The sequence below is a fragment of the Paucibacter sp. B51 genome, from assembly GCF_027863535.1.
Taxonomy (GTDB): Bacteria; Pseudomonadota; Gammaproteobacteria; order Burkholderiales; family Burkholderiaceae_C; genus Paucibacter_A; species Paucibacter_A aquatilis.
Genome location: NZ_JAPIVN010000001.1, coordinates 2,622,203 through 2,647,760 on the forward strand (window position 1 = coordinate 2,622,203; position 25,558 = coordinate 2,647,760).

Annotated in this window: 17 protein-coding genes and 2 tRNA genes; 6 read left to right on the forward strand and 13 right to left on the reverse strand. The window is 66.7% G+C overall.

Annotated elements, in window-relative coordinates:
- Positions 1-34: 34 nt before the first annotated feature.
- The 5 genes from rocF to OOB33_RS11300 all read right to left on the reverse strand — a co-directional run bounded on the left by rocF (position 35) and on the right by OOB33_RS11300 (position 5,731).
- Positions 35-955, reverse strand: coding sequence for an arginase (gene rocF / locus OOB33_RS11280; RefSeq protein WP_102767521.1), 921 nt, complete (start codon positions 953-955; stop codon positions 35-37).
- Positions 956-1,004: 49 nt separating this feature from the next.
- Positions 1,005-1,910 (reverse strand): TIGR00730 family Rossman fold protein, encoded by a 906-nt coding sequence (locus OOB33_RS11285; protein WP_271008742.1) that lies wholly within the window; start codon positions 1,908-1,910, stop codon positions 1,005-1,007.
- Between the two features lie 143 nt (positions 1,911-2,053).
- The gene (locus OOB33_RS11290) at positions 2,054-2,806 is read right to left on the reverse strand and encodes a HesA/MoeB/ThiF family protein (protein WP_102767519.1); all 753 of its coding nucleotides are present in this window, start codon (positions 2,804-2,806) and stop codon (positions 2,054-2,056) included.
- A gap of 71 nt (positions 2,807-2,877) precedes the next feature.
- Entirely contained in the window at positions 2,878-4,314 is a 1,437-nt protein-coding gene (locus OOB33_RS11295) for a S41 family peptidase (protein WP_171825780.1), read from the reverse strand.
- Positions 4,315-4,555: 241 nt separating this feature from the next.
- Entirely contained in the window at positions 4,556-5,731 is a 1,176-nt protein-coding gene (locus OOB33_RS11300; RefSeq protein ID WP_171825781.1) for an ABC transporter ATP-binding protein, read from the reverse strand.
- 216 nt (positions 5,732-5,947) lie between these two features.
- Here OOB33_RS11300 and OOB33_RS11305 point away from each other — a divergent pair, with 216 nt between their 5' ends.
- Positions 5,948-7,579 carry an ABC transporter permease gene (locus tag OOB33_RS11305; RefSeq protein ID WP_102769555.1) on the forward strand — a complete coding sequence of 544 codons (1,632 nt, stop codon included), beginning with the start codon at positions 5,948-5,950 and terminating at the stop codon, positions 7,577-7,579.
- A 119-nt stretch (positions 7,580-7,698) separates the two neighbouring features.
- A complete protein-coding gene (locus OOB33_RS11310; protein WP_102767516.1) occupies positions 7,699-8,358 on the forward strand; it encodes a class I SAM-dependent methyltransferase in 660 nt (219 codons plus the stop codon).
- Positions 8,359-8,374: 16 nt separating this feature from the next.
- On the opposite strand, the gene OOB33_RS11315 is transcribed toward OOB33_RS11310, so the two are convergent.
- The 7 genes from OOB33_RS11315 to OOB33_RS11345 form a co-directional block, all read right to left on the reverse strand.
- Positions 8,375-8,449: transfer RNA gene (locus OOB33_RS11315), tRNA-Arg, on the reverse strand.
- Between the two features lie 116 nt (positions 8,450-8,565).
- Entirely contained in the window at positions 8,566-12,984 is a 4,419-nt protein-coding gene (locus OOB33_RS11320) for a translocation/assembly module TamB domain-containing protein (protein ID WP_271008743.1), read from the reverse strand.
- Between the two features lie 52 nt (positions 12,985-13,036).
- Positions 13,037-14,908: an autotransporter assembly complex protein TamA gene (locus OOB33_RS11325; protein WP_271008744.1), complete on the reverse strand. Its 1,872-nt coding sequence runs from the start codon at positions 14,906-14,908 to the stop codon at positions 13,037-13,039.
- Entirely contained in the window at positions 14,905-16,086 is a 1,182-nt protein-coding gene (locus OOB33_RS11330; RefSeq protein ID WP_271008745.1) for a vWA domain-containing protein, read from the reverse strand. Before OOB33_RS11330 ends, OOB33_RS11325 begins: the two co-directional genes overlap by 4 nt.
- A gap of 66 nt (positions 16,087-16,152) precedes the next feature.
- Positions 16,153-18,195: a S9 family peptidase gene (locus OOB33_RS11335; RefSeq protein WP_271008746.1), complete on the reverse strand. Its 2,043-nt coding sequence runs from the start codon at positions 18,193-18,195 to the stop codon at positions 16,153-16,155.
- Between the two features lie 81 nt (positions 18,196-18,276).
- Positions 18,277-18,513, reverse strand: coding sequence for a hypothetical protein (locus OOB33_RS11340; protein ID WP_271008747.1), 237 nt, complete (start codon positions 18,511-18,513; stop codon positions 18,277-18,279).
- Between the two features lie 7 nt (positions 18,514-18,520).
- A complete protein-coding gene (locus OOB33_RS11345) occupies positions 18,521-19,375 on the reverse strand; it encodes an AAA family ATPase (protein ID WP_271008748.1) in 855 nt (284 codons plus the stop codon).
- A gap of 88 nt (positions 19,376-19,463) precedes the next feature.
- Here OOB33_RS11345 and OOB33_RS11350 point away from each other — a divergent pair, with 88 nt between their 5' ends.
- From OOB33_RS11350 to OOB33_RS11365, 4 genes are all read left to right on the forward strand, one after another.
- Positions 19,464-20,120, forward strand: a complete 657-nt coding sequence (locus OOB33_RS11350; RefSeq protein ID WP_102767509.1) for a c-type cytochrome — start codon at positions 19,464-19,466, stop codon at positions 20,118-20,120.
- Between the two features lie 143 nt (positions 20,121-20,263).
- Positions 20,264-21,520, forward strand: a complete 1,257-nt coding sequence (locus OOB33_RS11355; protein ID WP_271008749.1) for an HD-GYP domain-containing protein — start codon at positions 20,264-20,266, stop codon at positions 21,518-21,520.
- A gap of 131 nt (positions 21,521-21,651) precedes the next feature.
- On the forward strand, positions 21,652-23,250 hold the full coding sequence (locus OOB33_RS11360) for an ABC transporter substrate-binding protein (RefSeq protein WP_271008750.1): 1,599 nt from the start codon (positions 21,652-21,654) through the stop codon (positions 23,248-23,250).
- A 118-nt stretch (positions 23,251-23,368) separates the two neighbouring features.
- Entirely contained in the window at positions 23,369-25,378 is a 2,010-nt protein-coding gene (locus OOB33_RS11365) for a hypothetical protein (RefSeq protein ID WP_271008751.1), read from the forward strand.
- Between the two features lie 58 nt (positions 25,379-25,436).
- Here OOB33_RS11365 and OOB33_RS11370 read toward each other — a convergent pair.
- Positions 25,437-25,526: transfer RNA gene (locus OOB33_RS11370), tRNA-Ser, on the reverse strand.
- Positions 25,527-25,558: the final 32 nt, after the last annotated feature.

Sequence of the window (25,558 nt, forward strand, 5' to 3'; positions counted from 1 at the left end):
GCGGCGCCGCCGAGTCCCGGTCGATCAGCCTTGCTTACTTGCGCATGAGGGTGGATTTGCCGAAGAGAGATTCGATCAAGTCCACCGCCACCTTGGCCGTCTTGTTCTGCAGGTCCAGGGCTGGGTTCAGCTCCATCACGTCCAGCGAGGCCAGGAAGCCGGTGTCGGCGATCATTTCCATGCAGAGCTGGGCTTCGCGGTAGGTCGGGCCGCCGGGCACGGTGGTGCCCACGCCGGGGGCGATGTCGGGGTCGAGGAAGTCGACGTCGAAGCTGACGTGCAGATGGGTGTTGGCGTCCAGCGTGGCCAGGGCCAGTTCCATGGTGTGGCGCATGCCCATCTCGTCGATGTAGCGCATGTCGAAGACTTCCAACTCCTGCTCGTTGACGAAGCGCTTTTCGCCGGCGTCAACGCTGCGGATGCCGATCTGGCGCACCCACTTGGGGCTGATGGCCGGCACCTTGCCGCCGATCTCGATCAGCTGCTGCGGGCCAAAGCCGCACAGGCAGGCGACCGGCATGCCGTGGATGTTGCCGCTGGGCGTGAGGGCGCTGGTGTTGAAGTCGGCGTGGGCGTCCAGCCAGAGTACGCGCAGCTTCTTACCCACATCGCGGCAGTGCCGGGCCACGGCGCTGATCGAGCCCAGACCCAGGCAGTGGTCACCGCCGAGCAGGATGGGCATGCGGCCGGTCTTGAGCTCGGCATAGACCGCATCGTGCACGGTCTGGTTCCAGGCCGTCACCTCGTTCAGATGGCGGTAACCATCGACCGGCGGCAGCCAGGGGTTGGACGGGCCGCTGAGGTTGCCACGGTCCAGCACATCGACGCCGTGGCTCTGCAGCGCCGCGGCCAGGTCGGCCACGCGCAGGGCTTCCGGGCCCATGCTGGCACCGCGTGCACCCGCACCGATGTCGGTGGGCGCGCCGATCAGGGAGACGGATCGAAGTGTGGTCATGTCAGTGGTCCTGTGTTGTTATGTGTGGGGTGGGTCGGGGAGGGCGGTCTCAGTCGGCCGCGTCGCAGTCGAGCGCCCCGGGGTTCATGTCGTATTCCGATTCGAGCAGGGCCCAGGCTTCCTCGGCGCTCTCGACGAAATGGAAGAGCTTCTCGTCGCCGGGGCTGATCATGCCGGTCTCGACCAGACAGTCGAAATTGATCAAACGGGTCCAGAACTCGCGGCCGAACATCAGGATGGGCCGGCGCCGGCTCTTGCCCGTCTGAATCAGCGTCATGGTCTCGAACAGCTCGTCCAGCGTGCCAAAGCCGCCGGGGAAGCAGACCAGGGCCACCGAGCGCATCAGGAAATGCATCTTGCGCAGGGCGAAGTAGTGGAAGCGGAAGCACAGCTCCGGCGTGATGTAGGGGTTGGGGTGCTGCTCGTGCGGCAGCACGATGTTCAGGCCGACGCTCTTGCCTCCCACCTCGTAGGCGCCGCGGTTGCCCGCTTCCATGATGCCCGGGCCGCCGCCGGTGACCACATAGATCGGGTTGTGGCGCTGGGTGGAGACGGTGGTGACCAGGCTCGCAAAGCGCCGCGCTTCCTCGTAGTAATGGCTCATGGTGAGCTGCATCTCGGCGCGTTTGAGCGCCTCGGTGTCGCCGCTCTGGCGGGCTTGTTCGACCTTCTGCTCGGCCGCTTCGCGCGGCAGGATGCGGGCGCTGCCGAACATCACGATGGTGGACTTGATGCCCAGCTCCTGCTGGATCAGCTCGGGCTTGAGCAGCTCCAGCTGCATGCGCACCGGGCGCAAATCGTCGCGCAGCAGGAACTCGTTGTCGTCAAAGGCCAGTCGGTAGGCGCTGCCGGGCTGGTCGTAGTTGGGCTGCGGCACGCCGCGCCGCGCTTCCTGGACTTCTTCCTTGGCGCTGGGGAAATTGCGGGCGATCAGGGGTTTGCGCTTGTGGCTCATATCGGGGTCGTGGCTGCGGCGTGTGGGAGGCCGCTGCGGCAAGTCAGAGACGGTGTGTCACCGCCGGGCGGCAGCTTACGGGAAGCTGCGAAGAATTTTCTTTCGTAAATTTCTTGGAAATCGATGTTTCGTGTGTGTTTCGGTCAGGCGCTGCGTTGGCAAACGCTGCAGCCGGGGTCTTTCTGCACGAGTATTTCGCTCCATTCCATGCGTTTGCCGTCCAGCATCAGCAGGCGGCCGGACAAGGGCTCACCGGCACCCAGCAGCACTTTCAGGGCCTCGGCGGCCTGCATGCTGCCGATGATGCCCACCAGCGGCGCCAGCACGCCCATGAGGGCGCAGTGGGCCTCTTCAAAGCGGCTGTCGGGCGGGAACAGGCAGGCGTAGCAGGGCGCGTGGCCGCTGCGGCTGTCGTAGACGCTGATCTGGCCATGCCAGCCGGTGGCGGCGCCCGACACCAGGGGCACGCCGTGGCGCACGCAGGCGCGGTTGACCGCCTGGCGGGTGGCGAAGTTGTCGCAGCAGTCCAGCACCACATCGGCGCTGCCCACCCACTCATCGAGCAAGCCGGCATCGGCGCGCATCTGCAGCGTGCGCAGCTGGGGATCCGGGTTGATGGCGGCCATGGCTTCGGCGGCCGATTCGACCTTGGGGCGGCCGATGCGCGCTTGCGTGTGGGCGATCTGGCGCTGCAGATTGGTCAGCTCGACCGTGTCGTCATCGACCAAGCTGATGTGGCCGACGCCAGCGGAGGCCAGATAGAGCGCGGCCGGTGAACCGAGGCCGCCGGCGCCGATGATCAGAGCCCGGGATTGCAGCAGGCGCTGCTGGCCTTCGATGCCGATCTCGTCCAGCAGGATGTGGCGCGAGTAGCGCAGCAACTGTTCGTCGTTCATGGCGCGAGCATAGCGCGCGGCGCCCATGAAAAAGGCCCGCTGGAGGGCGGGCCTGATCGGGGGAGCTGGGCTTACTCGGCCGTCTTGGCTTCGGCCTTGCGTTCCACCGCAGTCTTGGACACCAGCACCGGCTGGCCCTTGAGCTGGTTCAGGGCTTGCGCCAGCTGGAAGTCCTCGGCGCTGCCGAACTCGGGCAGGGGCTTGGGCGGCTCGTTCTTCTTGGCGTACTCGGCTTCCAGCTTCTGGCGCGCTTCCTCGCGGGCCTTCTCGCGGGCTTCGTCCTTGACCTCGTCCTTGCCGCCCAGGTGCTTTTCCAGATCGGCTTCGCGGGTGCGCAGGGCGGCGAAGACATTGCCTTCGGCGGTTTCGTCCAGCTGGATGTCGGGCACGATGCCCGTGGCCTGGATGGAGCGGCCGCTCGGCGTGTAGTAGCGCGCGGTGGTGATCTTGAGGGCCGTGTCCGGGCTCAGTTGGCGCACGGTCTGCACCGAGCCCTTGCCAAAGGTCTGGGCACCCATGATCAGCGCGCGCTTGTGGTCTTGCAGGGCGCCGGCGACGATCTCGCTGGCCGAGGCCGAGCCTTCGTTGACCAGCACCACCAGCGGCACCTTCTTCAGTGCGGCCGGCAGGCGCTTGAGCGGGTCGTTGCCGCCGCGGCGCAGGTAGTAATCGGGGCTGGCCTTGAAGGTGGCCTTGGAGTCGGCGATCTGGCCGTTGGTGCTGACCACTTCGACATCCTTGCTCAGGAAGGCCGAAGAAATCGCCACCGAGGCCTCCAGCAGGCCGCCCGGGTCGTTGCGCAGATCCAGCACCAGACCCTTGAGATTGGGCTCTTGCTTGTAGATCTCTTCCAGCTTCTTGGCGAAGTCTTCGACCGTGCGGTCCTGGAACTGGCTCACTCGCAGCCAAGCGTAGCCGGGCTCCACCACTTTGCCGCGTACGCTCTGGGCGCGGATTTCTTCGCGCACGATGGTGACGGGGAAGCTGCGGTTCTCGCTCTTGCGGTAGATGGTCAGCTGCACCTTGGTGTTGAGCTCACCGCGCATGCGCTTGACGGCCTGGTCCAGGCCCAGGCCGCGCACCAGGGTGTCATCGATCTTGCTGATCAGGTCGCCGCTCTTGAGGCCGGCGCGGAAGGCGGGCGAACCTTCGATCGGCGAGACGATCTTGACCAGACCGTCCTCCATCCCGATCTCGATGCCGACACCGACGAATTTGCCGGTCGTGCCTTCGCGGAATTCCTTGAAGTTCTTCTTGTCGAAGAACTGCGAATGAGGGTCCAGCCCGGACACCATGCCGGCGATGGCGTCGTTGATCAGCTTTTTCTCATCGACCGGTTCGACGTAATCGGACTTGACCATGCCGAACACGGCGGCGAGCTGTTGCAGCTCTTCCAGCGGCAGCGGCGAGAGACTGCTGCGGGCATTGGCCTGCAATTGCATCGTGGTCAACGCGCCTGCAACGGCGCCCAGAGCGAGCCAGCCGGCAACTTTCAATTTGGCACTCATGATGCGAGCCTGTCCTGTCGGTGAAATTCAGCAAGATCGTGGAATCTGAAGCGTAACAGTCGCGCCAAAACCACGCCTTCAGTATATGCCCGTGGGGCTTTCGCTTGCAGGGCAGACAGCCGGTTTTGGGGGCTCAAATCGCCCCAAACCGGTGAACAAAGCGACGAAACGCAGGGCTTTTTGTCGGCTTTACCGCGGCTTTACGTTTCGGGTGACTTTCGGCACCGGGGGCGTGCGAACCTCAGGCCGGCGTGTTTTCGCTCGCTGTGGCGCTTGCGGCCGGGAAGGTCACCACATGGTCGACCAGAGGGCGGATGCCGATCCACTCGCCGACCTGGTGGTCGTGGTGTGAGGGCACATGGGCCTTGATGCGGTCGCCGGTGGCCAGGCGCAAGGTGTAGAGGAAATCTGCACCGCGGAACACCTTGCGTTCGATTTGCGCTTTCACCGGCGCCGCATCGTCGTGAACGATGTCGTCGGCTCGAAGCAACACTTCGCAGCGGCCGCCCTCGAAGGCGCTGGCCAGGGCACAAGCGTCGGCGTCCACCAGGGCGCCCAGGGGTGTCATCACTTCGGGGCCCGATTCGCCCTGGACGATGCGGCCGGGCGTGAAGACGCTGTGGCCGATGAAATCCGCCACAAAGCGCGTGGCCGGGCGGTGGTAGACGGTGTAGGGCGCGTCCCACTGCTCCAGCCGGCCCTTGTTCATCACGCCCACCACATCGCCGATGGCAAAAGCCTCGGATTGGTCGTGGGTGACAAACAAGGCGGTGGTGCCGCTGGCGTGGAGGATGGCGCGCAGCTCTTGCGAGAGGTGCTCGCGCAGATCGACGTCGAGGCTGGAGAAGGGCTCGTCCAGCAGCAGCAGGCGCGGCGCCGGGGCCAGGGCGCGGGCCAGGGCCACGCGCTGCTGCTGGCCACCGGACAGCTGGTGCGGTGCGCGCTTGGCGGCATGGGCCAGGCCGACCAGATCCAGCATCTCGCCGATGCGGCGCTCGCGCTCGCTGCGGCTCAGGTGGCGCAGGCCGAAGGCGATGTTGTCGGCCACCGACAGGTGCGGAAAGAGGGCGTAGTCCTGGAACACCATGCCGATGCGCCGGGCCTCGGGGGCCAGATGCAGGCCGCGGGCGGCATCGGCCAGGGGCTCGTGTTCGATCAGGATGCGGCCGCTGTTCAGTCGCTCCAGGCCGGCGATGCAGCGCAGCAGCGAGGTCTTGCCGCAGCCCGAGGGGCCAATCAGCACGCCGATCTGGCCGCGTGCCAGACCCAGGCTGACGCCATCCACCGCACCCGGTCGAGGGGTGCCAGCAAGGGTGGGGCTGGAGATGCTGGAGGCTTGACCCGTTTGCGGGCCGTGCGTGTGGCTGTGGGCAGCGCCGGGGTAACGCAGGCCGATCTGGTCAAGGGCAAGAAACATGGCCTTTATGATAGCCGCCCACACCGCGTGTTTCGAATGCGGATCGTTCGCATTTGCTTGATTCAGATCAAGCCAGGGCGCGTCGCCGGGCAGCGACGGCGCCGGGGCGTCGCCGGTGTCGTATCGTCCTTGTTGCCTTGTTGCCTTGTTGCCTTGTTGCCTTGTTGCGGTCCTGCCTGCCGCTTGTTCCGCTGTTCGTTCCTGACCACCGCCCGCATGCTGCGTCTGATCACTGTTGTTTGCCTCTTGCTGGCTGTGCCGGTGTTCGGTGTGCTCGGCTCCTGGTTCGGTCTCGACGCGCAAAGCCTGGCGCTGCTGCGTCACCAGCTGGAGACGGTGCTGCCGGCCTATGCCGCCTCGTCTCTTGTGCTGTCGGTCTCGGTGGCTTTGGGAGTGGCGGTGCTCGGCGGGGCCACCGCGGCCGCCGTCAGCTTGTTTGATTTTCCGGGCCGGCGCTGGTTTGAATGGGCCTTGCTCCTGCCCATGGCCATGCCGGCCTATGTGGCCGCGTATGCCTACACCGACGCGTTGCAGTACAGCGGTGCGTTGCAAACCTGGCTGCGTGAGCTCACCGGCAGCAGCAAACCCATGTGGTCCGATGTGCGCAGCCTGCCGGGCGCGGTGCTGCTGTTCGTGCTCTGCCTCTATCCCTATGTCTACCTGCTCACCCGCACGGCGCTCAGCGAGCGCGGCGTGACACTGATGGAGACCGCACGCATCCTCGGCGCCGGCACCCTGCGCCGGGTGCGCGAGGTGGCCTTGCCCCTGGCTCGCCCGGCCCTGGCTGCCGGCGTGGCACTGGCGCTGATGGAGACCCTGGCCGATTACGGCGTGGGCTCTTACTTTGGTTTGAACACCTTGACCACCGGTATCTACAAGGCCTGGCTGGTGATGAACGACCGCATGGCCGCGGCGCAGCTGGCCTCGGTGCTGCTGCTGGCCGTGGCCGGCCTGCTTTGGCTGGAGCGGCGCGCGCAGGCCCGCTTGCGCTTTTCCAGCAGCCGCGCCGGCGCCCAGCATGCGGCCGAGGCGCGGCCGCTGCGTCTGCATGGCGCAGCTGCGGCCTTGGCCGTGGGCCTGTGCACGCTGCCCATCCTTTTGGGCTTTGTGCTGCCGGTGCTGGCCTTGCTCAAGCTGATGTGGCTGGAGGCGCGCTACGGCGAGTTCGGCCTGCCTCTGGCCCGCTTCGCGCAGTGGGCCTGGACCAGCCTTCAGCTGGCCGGCCTGTCCGCCGCCCTGGCCGTGGCCATGGCCCTGGTGCTGGCCTATGCCGGCCGCATGAGCGCCGGTGCTGCAGCCCAGCGCGGGCCAGGGGCCGGGCTGCTGAAGCTGTCCACGCGCGTGGTGTCGCTCGGTTATGCCGTGCCTGGCGCGGTGATCGCGGTGGGCATTCTGCTGCCCCTGGGCTGGCTGCAAACCCATGCGCCGCAGCTGGGCCTGACGGGTGTGGTGACCGGCACGATTGCCGGCTTGATCTATGCCTATCTGGTGCGCTTCTCGGGCGTGGCCTTGCAATCGGTCGAGGCCGGCTATGCCCGCATCTCACCCAATGTGGACGAAACCGCCCGTCTGCTGGGCGCCAGCCGCCGGCGTGTGTTCTGGGAGTTGCATGCGCCGCTGCTGGCGCGCTCCAGCCTGGCCGCGGCCTTGCTGGTGTTTGTGGATGTGATGAAAGAGCTGCCCGCCACCTTGGTGCTGCGCCCCTTCAACAGCGACACCCTGGCAGTGGTTGCTTACCAGATGGCGCGCGACGAGCGCCTGGGCGAGGCTGCGCTGCCCTCGCTGGCCATCGTGCTGGTGGGGCTGGTGCCGGTGCTGATGCTCTCGCGGGCGATGCGCCAGCGATGAGCGTTCATCTACCTCTGGCCGCGCAAACAAGGGGTCAGTTCCGGGCCTGATCGCCCGATCCCCAAGGCCGGCCCGGCGTTACCGTGGCCACACATTGCCTCGTTTGCAAAGGTGTGCCCATGAGCTCAAGCCCCGTGCTGCCGGTCAAGACCTACCAGGACATCGTCCCGGACTACAGGACCTATGTGCAGTTCCAGACCGAGAAATGGGCCTCGCACGAGATCACCGTGCCCAAATGGGAACAGGGGCAGCAGCGCTATCTGAACGCGGTGTTTGCCGAGGTGCCGCGCGATCTGCGCATTGCCGACATCGCCTGCGGCGACGGTGTCGGCCTGCGCTATTTCAAGCAGATGGGCTTCAGCGATGTGATCGGTGTGGAGTTCAACGAATCCAAGCTCGAGCGCGCCCGTGAGAGCGGCTACCCGGTGATTGCCGGCGATATGCACGAGCTGGTCAATTTCGAAGACGCGAGCGTGGACATCGTCTACTCCTCCCACACGCTCGAGCACGCCTACCAGCCGGCCAAGGTGCTGGCCGAGTTCCGCCGCATCCTGCAGCCCAATGGCGCGCTCTTCATTGTCTTGCCCTATCCCGACCCGGGCCATTGGAACGACGAGGCCCACGGTGCCAAGTACGAGCTGGGCACCCATCTGGACGACGAGGGCGCCAGCGTGATCCGCTACTTCGAGAACGCCGGCTTCAAGCTCTTGAGCGGCATGTTCGACAACTTCCGCGAACCCGAGATCTGGTTGATCTTCGCGCGCAGCAGCGACAACTGACGAGCTCTGGGCTGCGTGGTCCCGCCGACAGGAATCGAACCTGTATTTGCCGCTTAGGAGGCGGCCGTTCTATCCATTGAACTACGGCGAGACGCGCCCGGTGGCCCGGGCGGCGCGAATTCTCGCATGAAAGATCGGCAGGCCACGCGGCTCCGGCATTGATGCTGCCGACTTCCGCCGCAATCCTGCGTTAGGCGTCGGCGGGTCTCACTCCCACTTCCACTGCCAGATCAGGTCGAGCGCGTTTTCATCGCCGGCCTGGCCGCGCAGGGTGAAGCGCTGGGCGATGCGGTAGATCAGCTGCCAGCTGCCTTGCGTGGCGTTGAGGCCGCGCTCAAACGCCACATACCAGCGCTTGGACAGCTGCTTGCCCACACGCACCACGGTGCCGCGCACCTCGCCATTGCCTTCGCTGACCGACAGCTCATCCAGGCCGATGGACTTGATGACCTTGCCGGTGCGGCTCTCGCCACCGCCATTGAGCAGGGCCATGGCGGCTTTTTGCAGCAGGGCGGTATCGCTGCGCTCGAGGTTGTCAGGCGCACGACCCAGCAGCAGCCAGGAGAGCTTGGCCGTGTCGGCCATATCGGGGTCGGAAAAGAGCTTGATGCGCGGCGACTGGGCGCTGCCGCCGATGGTCACGCCCACGCGCACCTCTTCTTCGCCCGGGCGGATGGCCAGGATGTCCAGGCGCGGGTTGTCCATCACGCCGCTGAAGGTGACCTGGCCTTTTTCGATCGTGAGCTTTTGGCCGTAGGCATCGACGCTGCCGTTGACGGTGCGGATGCTGCCGTGCAGCTGCGGCCGGCCCTGGGCCTGGGTCATCTGCAGCTCGCCGGCCAGCAAGGTGTCCACGCCATGGCCGCGCACGCGCAGCTTCTGCCCCAGGTCGATGTCCAGCTTGAGCTTGATCTGCCGCCGCGCCGCGGCGGATTCCGCAGGTGCGGCCGGCACCTGCGCCACGCGCCGCACCTCGACATCGTCATCCAGCTCGGGCGCATTGCCGCGCGAGAAATCAAACAGCCCGTCTTCGACATCGAGCTTGCCCTGCAGATCCAGGGCCTGGGCGTCCATGTGCAGGCGCAGCTGGCCGTTCACCGCCAGGCGACGGTCGACCCGGCGCAGCAGGGCGAACTTGCTGGCCTGGGCCTGGATGTCGGCCTGCGGCTTGGCGCCCAGCTGCAGCTTCCCTTGGGCATTGAGCTCGCCTTCACCGGCGCGCAGGCGCAGCTGCTGCAGCTCGGCATGGCTGCCCTTGAGCTGCAGGGCAAAGCTGCCGTCTTGTACATCGATGCCCAGCAGCGGGTTGCGCAGGCCCAGCTTGCTGCCCTGGATCTGGCCCACCACCTGCGGGTCGTTGAGCTTGCCGGCAAAGCTGGCGCTGGCGGCCAGACCGCCGGCCACGCGCCAGCCCGAGGGCACCCAGGCGCCCCAGGTGCTGAGGTTGTCCACCCGCGCTTCCAGCACGCCTTCCAGATGCGACTGCGCCGAAGGCCAGGGGCTGGCCTCAGCGCCCTCGTTGCGCGCCGTCACCGCGCCGGCCAGCACGCCGATATTGCTGCCGGCAAAAGCCTGGGTCAGGTGCCAGCGACCGGGCGCGCCGATCACGCCCAGGCGCAGCTCGCTCAGGCCCAGGGCCTGGGTGCCGCCATCGTCGGTGACCTTGAGGTCGCCGCTGCGCCGCTGCAGGGACAGCTCCACGCCCAGCTGGGGCAGGGTGTGGATGCGGGCGCTGCCGTCCACCACCAGATCGCCGCCCCAGCCGAAATCGGGCTGCCAGCGTGCCATCAGGGGCGCGACGGCCAGGGGTTCCAGCGCCAGGTCGAGCTGCAGCTGATCGGGCCCCTCGGCGGCCTTCCAGGCCAGCTGCTGCCAGCGCAGGCCGGCGCCCAGCAACTCCAGCCGACCGGGCTCCACCTGTGCGGCGCTGAGCTGGCCTTGCGGGCCGCTGTCCACGCGCAGGGCCAGGTCTTGCGCTTGCAGCCAGGGGGCCGGGGCTTTGTCGGCCGGTTTGGCCGTTTTGCTGCCTGCTGTGGCGGCCGGCACGCGTGCGTCGAGCTTGAGGCCGCTGGCGCGCCACTGGCCGCCCTGGGCCCAGAGCTGGGCCAGGTCGCTCGCCGAAGGGCTGGCGGTTCCGGCCGTGCCCAGGCTGCCCTTGAGGCCGATTTGAAACTGGCTGCGCGAGGGCTGGTCGGCCGGCTGGTGCGCTGGGCGCAGGGCGGCGGGCAGCAGGGCTGTGCCCAGGCCGCTGAGCTGCAGCTGGTGCTGGATCCAGCTGCCGCTGAGCTGCAGCTGAACTTGGGGCAGCTGGGCCTCGGGGCTCTTGAGCTGCTCCAGATCGAGTTGCAGGGCCAGCGGTGCATTCAGGGCACTGGCGAGCTTGGCGTTCAGCCGGGCCTTGTCCAGGCTCAGCTGGTCGAGCTTGAGCGCCTGACCTTGCAGCTCGGTCTGGCTTTGCCAGCTCCAGCGGGGGGTGCTGCTGGTGGCGTTCTTGCCACCGCTCCTGTCCGCTTCGGCTCGGCCCTGCCAGGCCAGCTGTCCGCTCAAACTGCCGGCCAGCTGGTGGGCGGGCTCGCCCTTGGCCAGGGCTGGGGCCAGGGCTTGCCAGAGCGGCTGCAGGGCTTGCAGCTGGGGCGCTTGCAGTTGCAGCTGGCCTTCCAGGCTGTGGTCGGCCAGCAGCTGGGCGCGGCCTTGCAGCTGGTTGCCGCCGGCCTGCAGATCGGCGCGCAGGGTGGGCACTTGCTGATCGTTGGCGCGCTCGTAGCTGAGGTCGGCGGCCAGCTCCATGCCGGCCTGGCTGCCGGGCAGCAGGCGCAGCCGGGCCTGGCCGCGCGGGGCCTGGGCGAGCAGGCCGGCCTTGCTCTGCTGGGCCGGGGCCTGCAGGTCAGCGCTGAGGTCCAGGTCCAGGCGGGCGCTGGGGCCCGGCGCTTGGGGCCAGAGGCGGCGCAGCTCCGGCACCATGCCGCGGGCATTGGCCTGCAGCTGCCAGCCGCCGGCCAGGCTGCCGGGGCGGCTGAAGGCCAGCTTGGCGCTGCCCTTGAGCTGGGCTTCGCCGGCCTGCATCAGCAGCTCTTGCAGGTCCAGGCCTTGCATGGACGCGACGGCGCTGGCTTGCAGGCGCACAGGGCTGTGGGCATTGAGCGGGGCGTTTTGCGGGCTGGTCGCCGCGGGTGCGGCCAGCTGGGCGCGCGCCGCAGCCGGCGTCACCGGGCCTGGCGGCAGCCAGCGGCCTTGCAGATCGGTCTTGATGCGCAGCTGCAGCGGCGGCGAGCTGGCGGCCGATTTCTTGTCGTGTTGGCCTGATGCGTCGTTGCTTGCTTCGATCAGCCCCTGCGAGGTGCTGAGCTCCACCGTGCCCGCGGCCAGCAAGCCGGCGGCGCGCGCATCCAGGCCTTCGCTGCGCAGGTTCTCCAAGCTCAGCGTGAGCTGGCTGCCGCCGGCGCTGCTGCTCTTGCCGCTGCCGCGCAGGCGACCGGCGGGCAGGGCGCTGCTGCCCAGCAGCACATCGAAGGCGCGCAGCTGGATCTGGCTGGGGTCCAGGGCCAAGGCTTCGGCGTCCAGGCTCAGCTGGCGCACCGGCAGGCGCTGTTCGTTCCAGAGGCCGGCCGCGTGGTTGGCGAGTTGGGCCTTGATCAGCAGGGCGGGCTGCTTCGAATTTTTCTTGCCAGCCGTGCTGCTGTCGGCCAGCAGGCTCACTTGGCCGCTCAGCGCAGTTTTGGGCAGGCCCGACAACAGGGCCGAGAGGTCCAACTGCTGCGCGTCCAGCTGCAGCTGGGGCAGGGGCCAGGCGGCGAAGGGGCGCAGCTGGGCCTGGGCTTGCAGCTGCTGGTTCTGGGCGCTCAGCGCGGCCTGGAGCTGCAGCTGGGCCAAGGGGCCGTGCAGCTCCAGCTGCGCGCCCCAGGCTGGCAGATCGGCCTGGGCGGCTGACTTCAGGCCCAGGCTGGCCTGCAGGGGCAGGCCGCTGCCGGCGCCCAGCGTGGCGCTGCCGCTGAGCTGCAACTGATCCCAGGCCAGCTGCTGGATCTGCAGCCGGTGCTCGGCGCTGGGGCTGTGGTCGGACACCGTGCTCAGGTCCACCCGGGCCTGCAGCCCTCGTACCGGCAAGGGGCTCAGCGTGGGCAGGGACAGGCGTTCGACCTGCAGCTGCGCGATGTGCACGCCCAGCGGGATGGGCAGCTCCTCGGGCACGGGGCTGGGCTCGGCGCTGGGCGCCAGATGCACCGTCACTTGGCGGGCACTCAGGCGCTCGACCATCAGGTCGCCCCAGAGCAGGGGCGAGCGGTTCCAGGCCAGGCTGAGGCCGGTCCAGCGCAGATCGTCGATCTCGATGCGATCCTGGCCGCCGGGGATGGTCAGGCTCAGGCGCTGGGCCGAGAAGTCGCCGATCAGGCTGCCCTGCGGCGCCTCGACCTGCAGGCCGGGCACTTGCTGCAGCAGCCAGCGGCTGCCTGCCTCGCTGCCCAAGCCCCACCAAAGGCCCAGGCCGACGCTGCCGGCCAGCACCGGCAGGGTCATCAGGCCCAGCAGCAGGCCGCGGCCGCGGCGCGCTGGGGCGGGCTTGGGCGCAGGGCTGCTGTCGCCCGCGGGGGCGGCAGGGGTGCCCGGTGTGGAGTCGGGTTCGCTCATGGGGCCGGGTCGGGGTTCGCGGCGTTGGCGCTTGTCATCATCATCATCACCATCAAAGCGCGATGCCAACGCTGAAATGCAGGCGCCATTTTTGGGTCTCCTGGCCGCGGGCCAGGTCCAGGCGCAAGGTGCCCAGGGGGCTGCGGTAGCGCATGCCGAAGCCGTAGCCGATGCTGGGCTTCAGGTCACGCCAGTGCTGGGCCGCCTGGCCGGCGTCCACGAACACGGCGCCGAGCAGGGCAGGCATGCTGGCGGTCAGACCATGGGCCAGCTCGACGCTGCCGTTCCACAGGATGCGGCCGCCGGTGGCATTGCCATCGGCATCGCGCGGACCCAGGTCGTCGAGGCCGTAGCCGCGCACGGTGTCATCGCCGCCGGTGCGAAAGCGCAGCTTCTCGGGCAGGCCGACCTCCTGCGAAGCAAAGATCTGGCCCCACTCGCTGCGGGCGCTGCCGAACCAGCCGCCGGGCAGGGGCTGGTAGGCCTGCAGGCGCACATGGCTGCGCAGGAATCCGCCGTTACGGGCTTCGGAGCTGTCGGCCCGACCGACGCCCAGCAACAGGCTGGCGCTGTAGCCCCGGGTGGGGGTGAGCGGGCTGTCGAGCCGGCGGTGGATCCACTGCACATTGGCCGAGGCAGCGCCGGCGCTGATGGTGCCTTGCGGGTCGGTCTCGCGGGCGCGCAGCAGCTCCAGGTAGTAGGTGCGGTCCTGCCGCTCGGTCTCGCGGGTGCGGCCGACGCGGGCGCGCAAATTGACCGTGGTCTTGTTGTCCACCACCAGGCGCTCCAGGAACAGGGCACCCACATTGCGCTGCATATCAGGCTGCGGGTGTGAGCTCAGCTCCAGGTCATAGGAGCTGTTGTTCTGGCTGAGCTTGAGCTTGCTGCGCGCACGCAGGTCCAGGCCGAAGGGGCGGCGGTGGATGTAATCGGCACCCAGGCGCGGGCCGCTGCCGGTGTCGTAGCCGATGCTGGCGGTCAGCTGCTGGCGCGGAGCCTCGCGCAGCTTGATGTGCACGGGCGCGGCCTCGGGCGGATCGCTGAGCGGCTGGATGTCGACATTGACGCTGTCGAACAAGGTGGTGCGGACCAGGCGCTCCTGGAAATCCAGCAGCAGCTGCTCGGTGTAGGGCTGGCCGACGCTGAAGCCGGCCAGGCGCTCGACGCTGCTGCGCGGCTGGTACTTGAGTCCTTCGATCTGCAGCTCGCCGAGGCGGAACAGCGGGCCGCTGTCCAGCTTCAAGTCCAGCTCGGCGCTCTGGGTCTCGGCATCGATGCGGGCACTGTGGGTGTCCAGTGTGGCGAGCGGGAAGCCACGCGCGCGGGCCGTGGCCAGCAGCTCGTTCTTGGCCTGCGACCAGCGCGGCTGCGAGAAGCCCTGGCCCAGGCCCAGCGACCATTGGCCCTGCAGGCGCTCGCGCAGGGCGGCCAGATCGGCGCCCGCCACCGGGGGCTGGTCCGGGGCCAGGGCACCGGCGAACTCGATCTGCAGCGCCTTGACCCGGGTCTGCGGGCCGGGCTCGACCTTCACCGTCACCACCACCGGGCTGCCCTCGTTGCGGCTGACCTGCACCTGGGCGTTGAAGAAGCCTTCGGTCTCCAGCAAGGCCTGGGCCTGCTGGGGCGCGGCCTGGATCAGGCGACCCAGCTCCTGGCGACTCAGGCGCTGGTCTTCGGGGGCGCTGCGGAAGCGGGCCAGGTCCAGGTGTTCCTGCAGCAGATCGCGCAGATCGCCGGGCGCCTCGACCACCAAGTCGTACTCGGCCACCAGGCGCACCGGCGCGGCATCGGCGGCGGCGCCGGGCGCGGCACTGGCCGGCGGTGGCTCGTTCTTCCAGAGGCTGCTGATCGAGGCGCAGCCGGACAGGCCCGCCGCCGCGAACAGCAGGGCGCCGCGCAGCAGCCGGGGCAGGGTGTGGCTCATTGGCTGAGCAAACGCATCGCGCCTTCCAGGCCTTGCAGGGACAGGGGGAACATGCGTTGCTGCATCAGGTTCTGGATCAGGGATACGCTCTGGCGGTACTGCCAGACGCCTTGCGGCTCCGGGTTGATCCAGGCGTATTTGGGGAAGGCGTGGGTCAGGCGTTGCAACCATTCGGCGCCGGGTTCTTCATTGTTGTATTCGACACTGCCGCCGGGCTGCAGGATCTCGTAAGGGCTCATCGTGGCATCGCCGACAAAGATCAGCTTGTAGTCACGGTTGTATTTGCGGATCAGGTCCCAGGTGGGCGTCTTCTCGGCGAAGCGGCGGCGGTTGTTCTTCCAGACAAAGTCGTAGACGCAGTTGTGGAAGTAGAAGAACTCCAGGTGCTTGAATTCCGTCTTGGCGGCCGAGAACAGCTCTTCGACGCGGTGCACATGCTCGTCCATGGTGCCGCCTACATCCATCAGCAGCAGCACTTTCACCTTGTTGTGGCGCTCGGGCACCATGCGGATGTCCAGCATGCCGGCGTTGGCGGCGGTCTTGCTGATGGTGTCGCTCAGGTCCAGCTCCAGGTCCGAGCCCTCGCGGGCAAAGCGGCGCAGCCGGCGCAGGGCGACCTTGATATTGCGCGTGCCCAGCTCGAGCTGGTCGTCGTAGTCCTTGTAGGCGCGCTGCTCCCAGACCTTGACGGCGCTCTTGTTCTTGCTGGCGCCACCGATGCGTATGCCTTGCGGGTTGTAGCCGCTGTTCCCGAACGGGCTGGTGCCGCCGGTGCCGATCCATTTGTTGCCGCCCTCGTGACGCTCTTTCTGCTCCTCGAAGCGCTTTTTGAGCGTCTCCATCAGCTCGTTCCAGCCCATCTTCTCGATGGCGGCTTTCTGCTCGTCGCTCAGTTCCAGCTGCAGATGCTGGCGCAGCCATTCCAGCGGCAGCTCCTGGCTGAAATCGCTGAGCAGCTCCACGCCCTTGAAATAGGCGGCAAAGGCGCGATCGAATTTGTCGAACTGCGTCTCGTCCTTGATCAGGGTGGTGCGGGCGAGGAAGTAGAAGTCGTCGATGGAGGCGGCGCCCTCGCTGCCGATCACGCCTTTCTCCAGGCCCTCGAGCAGGCTGAGGAATTCCCGCACCGACACCGGCAGCTTGGCCGCCCGCAGGGTGTAGAAGAATTTGATCAGCATGGGAGGAGGGGCAAGAAGGGGGGGGTGCGCCAGGCGCGGGTGGGGCTTTGATTATCGGTGTCTGGCTCAACGCTTCGTGGCGGCTTTGGTGGACGAGGTCGCTTTCTTGGCAGCGGCCCCGCCATCGTGGCGGGCCAGCCAGGCAAAGAACTCAACGTACCACTGACGGCTGTTGCGGGGCTTGAGGATCCAGTGGTTCTCGTCAGGGAACCAGAGCAGGCGGCTGTCTACACCGCGGGCCTTGAGGGTGTTGTAGTAGGCCAGGCCCTGGGCATCGGGCACGCGGTAGTCCAGGGCACCGTGGATCACCAGGGTGGGCGTGTTCATGTGTTGGGCAAAGCTGTGCGGGCTTTGCGAGGCGATCTTGGCCGGGTCGTCCCAGTACCAGCTGCCCAGTTCCTTGGCGTGCCAGGTGTAAGCGTCGTCGGCAAACATGGCCTGCCAGTCGAAGCAGCCCGCGTGGCAGATGTAGGCCTGGTAGCGGCCAGCCGGCACATGGCCGTTCATCCAGGCGACCATGTATCCGCCGTAGCTGCCACCGGTGGCGAACACGCGTTTCGCATCGGCCCAGGGCTGGGCCAGCAGCCAGTCGGTGCCAGCCTCGATGTCCTGCAGCTCCAGCTCGCCCCAGCGGTGGGTGATGGAGTCCAGGAAGGCATGGCCGAAGCTGGACGAGCCGTGGTAGTTCACGCAGGCCACCACATAGCCTTGGGCGGCAAACACCTGGTGGTTCCAGCGCCAGTGCCAGCTGTCGCCAAAGGCGGTGTGCGGGCCGCCGTGGATGACATGCATCACCGGGTAGGCCTTCTTTTTCTTCGGGTTGAAGCCGGGCGGGTAGATGAGCCACATCTGGACCTCGTCGCCCTGGCCGCCCTTGAGCATCACTTCCTGATGCTGGCCGAATTCGTGACGCTTCAAATGCTCGGTGTTGAAGCGCTCGATGCGTGCGTGGCTGCCGTCTTCTTCCAGCAGGCGAGAAATGCGCGGCGGGAACTGCACGCTGTCGTGGTTGACCAGCACCACACCGGCCGCTTGCGCGAAGCTGCCCACATGGCCGCCCTCGAACAGAATCTCGGCCTCGCAGCGGTCCAGGTCGAAGCGCCAGAGGTGGCGGCGGCCGGCTTGTTCGGCGGCCAGCAAGAGGGCGCTGTCGTCGGCCTCCCACACCAGCGGCGCACCCACCTCATGGTCCCAGGCTTCCGACATCACGGCCCAGTGGCCAGCCGTGTCCAGCACGGCCAGCTGGCCCGGCATGGTGTGCTTCAAGCCCTGGTGGCTGGCGACGAAGGCCAGATGCTGGCCGGCATGGCTGTGGCGCGGCGCGCGGAAATCCCAACCCTCCACCTGCAGCAGCACGCGGTGCTGGGCGCTCTTGACCTCCACCTCGCCGAGGGCGAAGCAGTGGTCCAGCCGCTTCTCGGCGGCCGGGTCGAAGGCGTAGACGATGCGGCAGCCATCGGGCGAGATGTCGAAGCTGTGCTCGTCGGGGTCGGCCAGGCTCAGGGCCAGGTCCGTGCCCTCGAAGAGATCGCGCACCTTGCCGCTGTCCACATCGACGACCAGCAGATGCGGCACCCGGCCCATGGGCACATGGTGATCCCAGTAGCGGTAGACGGCGTCTGCCGTGACGTAGCCGCTTTCCTTGCGGTCCTTGAAGTCCTTGAGCGCCTGCGCTTGGGCGGCCTGGCCTTTCAGCTCGGGCCAGACCCAGGAGATGAAGGCGATGCGGCGGCCATCCGGAAGCCATTTGAAAGCCTGCACGCCAGTGGCGACGCCGACGCCGGGCAGGCCGACGCGACGGGCCTCGCCGCCGTCGGGGGCGATCACATAGAGCTGCGGCTCGCTGTCCTTGGCGCCTTCCTGCTCGCGCCGGGCGATGAAGGCAATGCGGTCGCCGCGAGGGCTCCATTGCGGGGCGCTGTCCTTGCTGTCGGGGCTGCCGGCCTGGGTCAGCTGGCGCGGCTCGCCACCCAGGGTGGACAGCAGGTAGAGGTAGGACTCGGTCTTGTTGCTCGCCATGTCGCAGCGGCTGACGCTGGCCACGGCCTGGGCGCCATCGGGCGAGAGGCTGGGCGCGCCGATGCGCGCCAGGTCCCAGAGGGCGTCCACATCAAAAGTTGTGTGCTTTGCTGCGCGTGGGGATGCCGCCATGGTCGGTTCTCGAAAGAGGGAGGAGGGAAAGAGGGGGTGCTACTTGCGGTTCAGGCCGTCGAGCTGGGCAAGCAGCGCGCGGGCCGCCCAGCGCCCGACACCACAGCCGCCCAGGATGAAGCCCAGGCCCAGCAGCTGGGGCAGCTGCCACTCGGTGCTGCCGATGAAGTCAAAGCCAAGCGCGCGGCCCAGCTCCCAGCCGGCCAGGGCGCCCAGCACAAAGCCGCAGGCATCGGCCAGGCCTTGCTTCAGGCCTTGTTGCAGGTTCTTGTCCATGGCTGCCTCAGCGATGCTGGCGCTGCATGAAGACCAGCTTCTCGAACAGGGTCAGGTCTTGCTCGTTCTTCAGCAGGGCGCCCACCAGAGGGGGGATCAGGTGCTCGGCACCCGGCTGGCTCAGGGTCTCGGGCGGCATGTCTTCGGCCACCAGCAGCTTGAGCCAGTCGAGCAGCTCCGAGGTGCTGGGCTTTTTCTTCAGGCCCGGCAGATTGCGCACCTCGAAGAAGGTCTTGAGGGCGGCGGCCAGCAGCTCTTTCTTGAGGCCGGGGAAATGGACATCGACGATGGCCTGCATGGTCACCGGGTCGGGGAACTTGATGTAGTGGAAGAAGCAGCGGCGCAGAAAGGCGTCGGGCAGCTCTTTCTCGTTGTTCGAGGTGATGAAGACCAGGGGGCGGTGTTTGGCCTTGATCAGCTGGCGTGTTTCGTAGCAGTAGAACTCCATGCGGTCGAGTTCGCGCAGCAGGTCGTTCGGGAACTCGATGTCGGCCTTGTCGATCTCATCGATCAGCAGGGCCACCGGTTGATCGGCCTCGAAAGCCTGCCAGAGCACGCCCTTGACGATGTAGTTCTCGATCTTGCTGACCTTGTCCACGCCTTCGATGCCGGAGAGCTGGCTGTCGCGCAGGCGGCTGACCGCGTCGTACTCGTACAGGCCTTGCTGGGCTTTGGTGGTGGACTTGATGTGCCACTGCAACAGTGGCAGGCCGAGGCTGCGCGCCACTTCCTCGGCCAGCATGGTCTTGCCGGTGCCGGGCTCGCCCTTGAGCAGCAGGGGCCGTTGCAGGGTGGCGGTCGCGTTGACGGCCAACTTCAAGTCATCGGTGGCGATGTAGTGCTCGGAACCTGCAAATTTCATGGTTTGGATCAAAGTCCGGAAGGTGACGATTCAGTATAAGTGGCCCCCTATAATGCCCGTCGGTACAAGATCTAGACACCCCGGGACCATGAAAAAACTGCTGCAGATCTCGCTCGCTCTGGCCACTTTGTTCGGCGCCAGCGCTTCCGTTCTCGCCAAGGACGCCGCTCCTGCGGTGGCCGGCCAGGACAAGATCGCCATGTGCATTGGCTGCCATGGCATCCCGGGCTACCAAGCCAGCTTTCCTGAAGTGCACAAAGTGCCCATGATCGCCGGCCAGAACGCCAAGTACATCGCCGCGGCCCTGACGGCGTACGCCAAGGGCGAGCGCAAGCACCCGACCATGCGCGGCATTGCTCAAACCCTGAGTGAGCAAGACATCGCCGACATCTCGGCCCTGTACGAAAAGCAAGCCCCCGCCCAGGCCCTGCCGGAAACCCCGCCAGCCCCCTCGGCCCAGGTGGCTGAGCTGCTGACCAAGGGTGCCTGCGTTTCCTGCCACGGCGCCAACTTCAGCAAGCCCATCGACGGCGCTTATCCCAAGATCGCTGGCCAGCACGCTGACTACCTGAACGTGGCCCTGAAGTCCTACCAGACCGAAGGCAACGCCGTGGTTGGCCGCAGCAACGCCATCATGGCCGGCCAGGTCAAGCAGTTCAGCGCTGCCGAACTCAAGGCCATCGCCAAGTACCTGGCCTCGCTGCCTGGCGATCTGCGCACCGTGCCGCAAAGCAAGTTCCGCTGAACCAGGCCTGCGTGCAGCGTCAAAAAGCCGCCAATTTGGCGGCTTTTTTGTGCCTGATCGCCGGGTCGCGCGGAGCTGCTGTGGCCCATACTCGGCGGCACGTTCTTCGTGCTCCTCCCAGCGATTCGTTTTCAGCCAGGCTCATGCTCAAGAAGATTCCCATCCATCAGGTTCAGCTGGGCATGTACCTCCAGTCCATGGAGGGTTCGTGGTTGTCGCACCCCTTCTGGAAGACCAAGTTCGTGCTGCGCGACCCGGCCGATCTGGAGGCGCTGCTGACCAGTGGTGTGCCCATGGTGTGGATCGATGTCAGCAAGGGCAGCGATGTGCAGGACCAGGCCGTGCCCGACACCTTGGTCCAGGATCTGGTCGATGCGCCCAGCCCCGCCCCCGCATCGACGCCGCCGGCCGAGGTGGCGCCAGCCTCCACCATGGCCCCCGGCCCGGCGCGGGTCGAGCGGGTCAGCATGGGCTCCGAGATGGGCCGAGCTGCCCAGGTGGTCAACCGCTCGCGCCAGGCCGTCACGGCCTTGTTTGGTGAGGCTCGCATGGGCAAGGCCATCGATCCCGAGATGTGCCTGCCGCTGGTGGAAGAAGTCGCTGACTCGGTGTCGCGCAACCCCTCGGCCTTGATCAGCCTGGCCCGGCTCAAGACCAAGGACGATTACACCTATATGCACTCGGTGGCCGTGTGTGCCCTGATGGTGTCCTTGAGCCGCCAGCTTGGTCTGGATGACACGCAAACACGCGAGGCCGGTCTGGCCGGTCTGCTGCATGACATCGGCAAGATGATGATGCCGCTCGATGTGCTGAACAAGCCGGGCCAACTGACCGAGGCCGAGTTCGACATCATGCGCTCCCACCCCATGCGCGGCTACATGATGCTGAAAGAGGGCGGGGCCGTGCCCGAGGCCGCGCTCGATGTCTGCCTGCACCACCACGAGAAGATGGACGGCACCGGCTATCCGCAAAAGCTCAAGGGTGAGCAGATCAGCCTGCTCGCGCGCATGGGCGCGGTCTGCGATGTCTACGATGCCATCACCTCCACCCGGCCCTACAAGGCCGCCTGGGACCCGGCCGGCTCCATCCAGCGCATGGCGCAATGGACCGGTCAGTTCGACCCGGTGGTGTTCAAAGCCTTTGTGAAAAGCGTGGGCATCTACCCGGTGGGCAGCCTGGTCAAGCTGGAATCGGGCCGCCTGGCGGTTGTGATCGACCTGAATCCGCAGAACCTGGCTGCACCCATGGTGCGGGTGTTCTACTCGACCAAGTCCAAGCTGCCGATTCCGGTGCAGATGCTGGATCTGGCCAACCCGGCCAACTCGGACCGGGTGGTGGGGCGCGAGTCGCCGCAGGACTGGGGCTTCACCCATCTCGACGACATCTGGCGCAAGACCTGACCCTTCGTCATTTTTTGCATAGTCCTTGCCGCCTGCGCAGCCAGCCGGCTGAGAGCCAAGGTTTACCCCATGCGGAAGCTCATGCCGCGCTCCCTACACTCGCGAAGTTCCTGGCTTGAGAGGTGCTCGCAATGAATACCGCGTTCCGTTTGGTGCCGCTGTTGGCCGCTGTGGCCATCTCCTTGATGCTGCCGACACCGGCGGCGCAGGCGCAGACCCTGAAATGGGCCAGTCAAGGTGATCCCCAGACCATGGACCCGCACTCGCAGAACGAGAGCATGACCAATATGGTCAATGGTCAGGTCTACGAGCGCCTGACCCGCCGCGACCACAAGCTCAACATCGTGCCCGGCCTGGCCACCGAGTGGACCCAGGTCAACCCCTTGCTGTGGCGCGTGAAGTTGCGCCAGGGGGTCAAGTTCCATGGCGGCCAGCCCTTCACCTCCGACGATGTGGTGTATTCCATCCAGCGCGCCAAGGAGTCGACCTCGCAGCTGTCCATCTACGCCAATGCCGTGGGCACGCCCCGCAAGGTGGACGAGCAGACGGTGGAGTTCGTGCTGACCGCCTTCAACCCGATCTTTCTGCAGCATCTGGACACGCTCTGGATCATGAGCAAGTCTTGGTCTGAGGCCAACCGCGCCACCCGGCCGCTGGACTTCAAGAACAAGGAAGAGGGCTTCACCAGCATGAATGCCAACGGCACCGGCCCCTACATGCTGGTCACCCGCCAACCCGGCATCAAGACGGTGTACAAGCGCAACCCGAACTGGTGGGGCAAGTTCGAGGGCAATGTGCAGGAAATTGTCCTGACACCGATCGCCAATGACGCCACCCGCCTGGCGGCTCTGGTCTCGGGCGAACTGGACTTTGTGCTCGACCCGGCACCGCGCGACGTCGCGCGCCTGCGCAACACCCAGGGTGTGAAGATCATTGACGGCCCCGAGAATCGCCTCATCTTCATCGGCATGGATCAGGGCCGGGACAAGCTGCTCTACGGCCAGGTGCCCGGTGACAAGAATCCGTTCAAGGATCTGCGTGTGCGCCGCGCGCTTTACCAGGCCATCGATGTGGAAACTCTGCGCAGCAAACTGATGAATGGTTTGAGCGTGCCCACCGGCGGACTGACGCCGGCCTCGGTCGCAGCCTTCGACGAACCCAAGATCGAGGCCCGTTTCCCTTTTGATATTGCTGGCGCCCGCAAGCTGATGGCCGAAGCCGGCTACGCCGACGGCTTTGAGGTGACGCTCGACTGCCCCAACAACCGCTACATCAACGACGAAGAGATCTGCCAGGCCCTGGCCGCGATGTGGGCCCAGCTCAAGATCAAGGTGCGGGTCTCGGCCATGCCGCGGGTGCTGTTCTTCCCCAAGTTGGAGAAGCTCGACACCAGCCTGTATCTCTATGGCTGGGGCGGCGCCATCACCGATGCCGAGTCCATTTTCGCGCCGGTGTTTCGCAACCGCGGCGAGCGCGGCATCGGTGCCTACAACTACGGCAACTGGCGCAATGACAAGTTCGACAGCCTGGCCGCCCAAAGCAGCGTCGAGATCGATCCCAAGAAGCGGGAGCAGCTGATCAAGTCGGCGCTGATGGAGCTGAAAGAGCAGTTCCAGGTTTTGCCCCTGCACCGCCAGATGATTCCCTGGGCGGCGCGTAGCAATGTGAGCGTGGAGCACCGGCCGGACAACTGGTTCGAGGTGGCCTGGGTGAACATCGGCCCGAAATGAGGCGCTCTCGCTGCGGCGGGCGGCAATAACGCGCCAAAAGCGCGTGCTTCTTCGGCGCTGGCGCCGGGAACTTGATGCCTAAGATGAGGGGAATAGCAGCCCGAGCGAGCCTCATCTCATGTCTTCCACGCCGCACCGTTCTCCTCCCGTCTTGCCGGGCCTCAAGGCCGGCTTGGTCCTGCTGTCCAGCCTGGCATTGGGTCTGGTGCTCAGCGCCTGCGGCGGCGGAGGCGGCAGCAGTGATTCCAGCAACGGCGGCACGGACAGCGCCGCTGGCAGCACCACCTTCAGCGTGACGCCCACCCTCAGCGGCGTGGCGGCGGTTGGCGCGCCCCTGGCCAATGCCCAGATCAAGGTCATTGATGCCGCCGGCACAGCCCTGGGCAGCACCAGCACGCAGCCCAGCGATGGCAGCTACAGCCTCAACCTCAGCAGCAAGACCCTCAAGGGCCCGCTGCTGGTGCAGGTGATCGGCGTGGACTCTCAGGGCATGCCCCAGGTCCTGCACTCCATCGTGCCGATTCTGGACGCGGCGAAATCGGCCATGGTGGCCAATGTCACGCCTTTGAGTCAGGCCATCGTGGCCTTGTCCGTGGGGACCGATCCGCAAGCCTTGTTTGCCACGGCCGCTGCCAGCGCGGCGCAGATTGCCCCTGCCGCATCGGCCGCCAGCGGGGCCGGCGAGTTTCTCAAGGCCTTGATCAAGACCCAGCTCAGCGACCTCAAGATCACCAACACGGCCAGCCTCGACCTGCTGGGCGATGCCGGCTTCACGGCCAACAAGAGCCCCCAAGACCTTTTGCTCGAAGCCTTGCGCGTGCAAGTGGCACGCAGCAACAAGGGCGTGGATCAGCTGCTCATCAGCAACAAGATGCTGGCCACGGCGGTGCCGGAGGTGGTGGTGGGGCTGGCCACGGCGCAGACCGAACTGCTCAAGACCGGAGGCGTGCCGGCCAATGCCATCAGCTCCACCCTCAAGCTGGCCTCCAGTGCCAAGGCGACGACGGACAATTTCGCCAGCTTGGACGATCTCAGCGCAGGTTTGAATGCACTGATCGCCCAGGGCAAGACGGCTGCTGACTTCACCGCCTCGACCTGGCTCGGTACCTATGAAAGCCACAACTCCGGCACCAAGGCCGAGTTGGCCGCTCGCCTCGCAGGTTTGGCCGCGGCCAAGCGTCAGCTGGGCCGCATGATGGTGACCGGCTGTGGCGACGATGTGCTGACCGGCGGCCTGTGCAAACGCGTGCTGGTGGCGGCCGCCGTCAGCGATTCGACGGGCACGGTGCAGGAGTACTTCACCAATGCGGCCACCTTCACCAAAGCCCCAGCTCCGGCCACCACGGGCGGCACCTGGAGCCTGATCGGCAATGCGCGCAAGGTCGATGCCAAGATCTATCCGGTCAGCGTGCAGGCCCTGGCGGCGGATGCGGCGCTCGCTCCGGCGAGTGCGGCCAGCGCTGCCAATCCCTGGGTCGGCATCCAGTTGGAAGTGCAATCCCGCACGGCCGCCGCAACACCGGTGCAATTGCTGAGCACGGCCAATGTGCAGATGCCCAGCGGCTACAGCATCGGCCTGTCCTACTGCAACCGGCCCTTCATGTGCATCTCGAGCACGCCGGGTTCGGCGACCGTGGCGCCCACCGGGGACATCGCCGACAGCGCCTTGCAACAATCGGCCTTGGGCTGGTTGGGCGGCGCCGAAAGCCAGCGTGGCGCCAAGTACGTGGCCAGCTACACCATCGCCGGCACGGCCGAGACGCGAGCCATGTTTCTGCCCGCCGATGTGCCCGCCGACAGCGGCCGCAGTCGCTTCCCGACCCTGGACGGCATCAGCAGCAGCCAGCCGCTCAAGGCCTCAGCCCTGCGCCAGGACCTGGTGCTCAACTACGCCACTTGGGCCATCGCCAACCCCGATATGCGTTTGATCAGCGTGCGCATCCGCCTGACCGGCGGCATCATCCCCTTGTTCACCGACGCCACGCCGCCGCTGCCACCCAAGACCACGCTCACCCTGGCCGGCCTGAGCCTGCCCACGCCGCTGACCATGACAGCTGAAATCTGGCTGGGCGCACAGGACATGCTGGGGCGGCGTTACTACAGCAAGTACACCTTGCAGCCCGAATGAAGCTCTTGGGCTCGACACCATGAAAAAAGGCCTGCTTCTTCAAGCAGGCCTTTTTAATTGGCGGAAGCTGTGAGATTCGAACTCACGGAGGGGATAAACCCTCGCCGGTTTTCAAGACCGGTGCCTTAAACCGCTCGGCCAAGCTTCCAGGATTTTTGTGCGGGTGTCGCGGCGGACTCG

Excerpts from the sequence above, each read along its gene's own strand:
- OOB33_RS11320 (WP_271008743.1), bottom strand. The coding sequence starts at position 12,984 with ATGAGCGAACCCGACTCCACACCGGGCACCCCTGCCGCCCCCGCGGGC.
- OOB33_RS11310 (WP_102767516.1), top strand. The coding sequence starts at position 7,699 with ATGAGCTCAAGCCCCGTGCTGCCGGTCAAGACCTACCAGGACATCGTC.
- OOB33_RS11295 (WP_171825780.1), bottom strand. The coding sequence starts at position 4,314 with ATGAGTGCCAAATTGAAAGTTGCCGGCTGGCTCGCTCTGGGCGCCGTT.
- OOB33_RS11290 (WP_102767519.1), bottom strand. The coding sequence starts at position 2,806 with ATGAACGACGAACAGTTGCTGCGCTACTCGCGCCACATCCTGCTGGAC.
- OOB33_RS11325 (WP_271008744.1), bottom strand. The coding sequence starts at position 14,908 with ATGAGCCACACCCTGCCCCGGCTGCTGCGCGGCGCCCTGCTGTTCGCG.
- OOB33_RS11360 (WP_271008750.1), top strand. The coding sequence starts at position 21,652 with ATGAATACCGCGTTCCGTTTGGTGCCGCTGTTGGCCGCTGTGGCCATC.
- OOB33_RS11340 (WP_271008747.1), bottom strand. The coding sequence starts at position 18,513 with ATGGACAAGAACCTGCAACAAGGCCTGAAGCAAGGCCTGGCCGATGCC.
- OOB33_RS11285 (WP_271008742.1), bottom strand. The coding sequence starts at position 1,910 with ATGAGCCACAAGCGCAAACCCCTGATCGCCCGCAATTTCCCCAGCGCC.
- OOB33_RS11305 (WP_102769555.1), top strand. The coding sequence starts at position 5,948 with ATGCTGCGTCTGATCACTGTTGTTTGCCTCTTGCTGGCTGTGCCGGTG.
- OOB33_RS11350 (WP_102767509.1), top strand. The coding sequence starts at position 19,464 with ATGAAAAAACTGCTGCAGATCTCGCTCGCTCTGGCCACTTTGTTCGGC.
- OOB33_RS11300 (WP_171825781.1), bottom strand. The coding sequence starts at position 5,731 with ATGTTTCTTGCCCTTGACCAGATCGGCCTGCGTTACCCCGGCGCTGCC.
- OOB33_RS11365 (WP_271008751.1), top strand. The coding sequence starts at position 23,369 with ATGTCTTCCACGCCGCACCGTTCTCCTCCCGTCTTGCCGGGCCTCAAG.
- OOB33_RS11355 (WP_271008749.1), top strand. The coding sequence starts at position 20,264 with ATGCTCAAGAAGATTCCCATCCATCAGGTTCAGCTGGGCATGTACCTC.
- OOB33_RS11345 (WP_271008748.1), bottom strand. The coding sequence starts at position 19,375 with ATGAAATTTGCAGGTTCCGAGCACTACATCGCCACCGATGACTTGAAG.
- rocF (WP_102767521.1), bottom strand. The coding sequence starts at position 955 with ATGACCACACTTCGATCCGTCTCCCTGATCGGCGCGCCCACCGACATC.
- OOB33_RS11330 (WP_271008745.1), bottom strand. The coding sequence starts at position 16,086 with ATGCTGATCAAATTCTTCTACACCCTGCGGGCGGCCAAGCTGCCGGTG.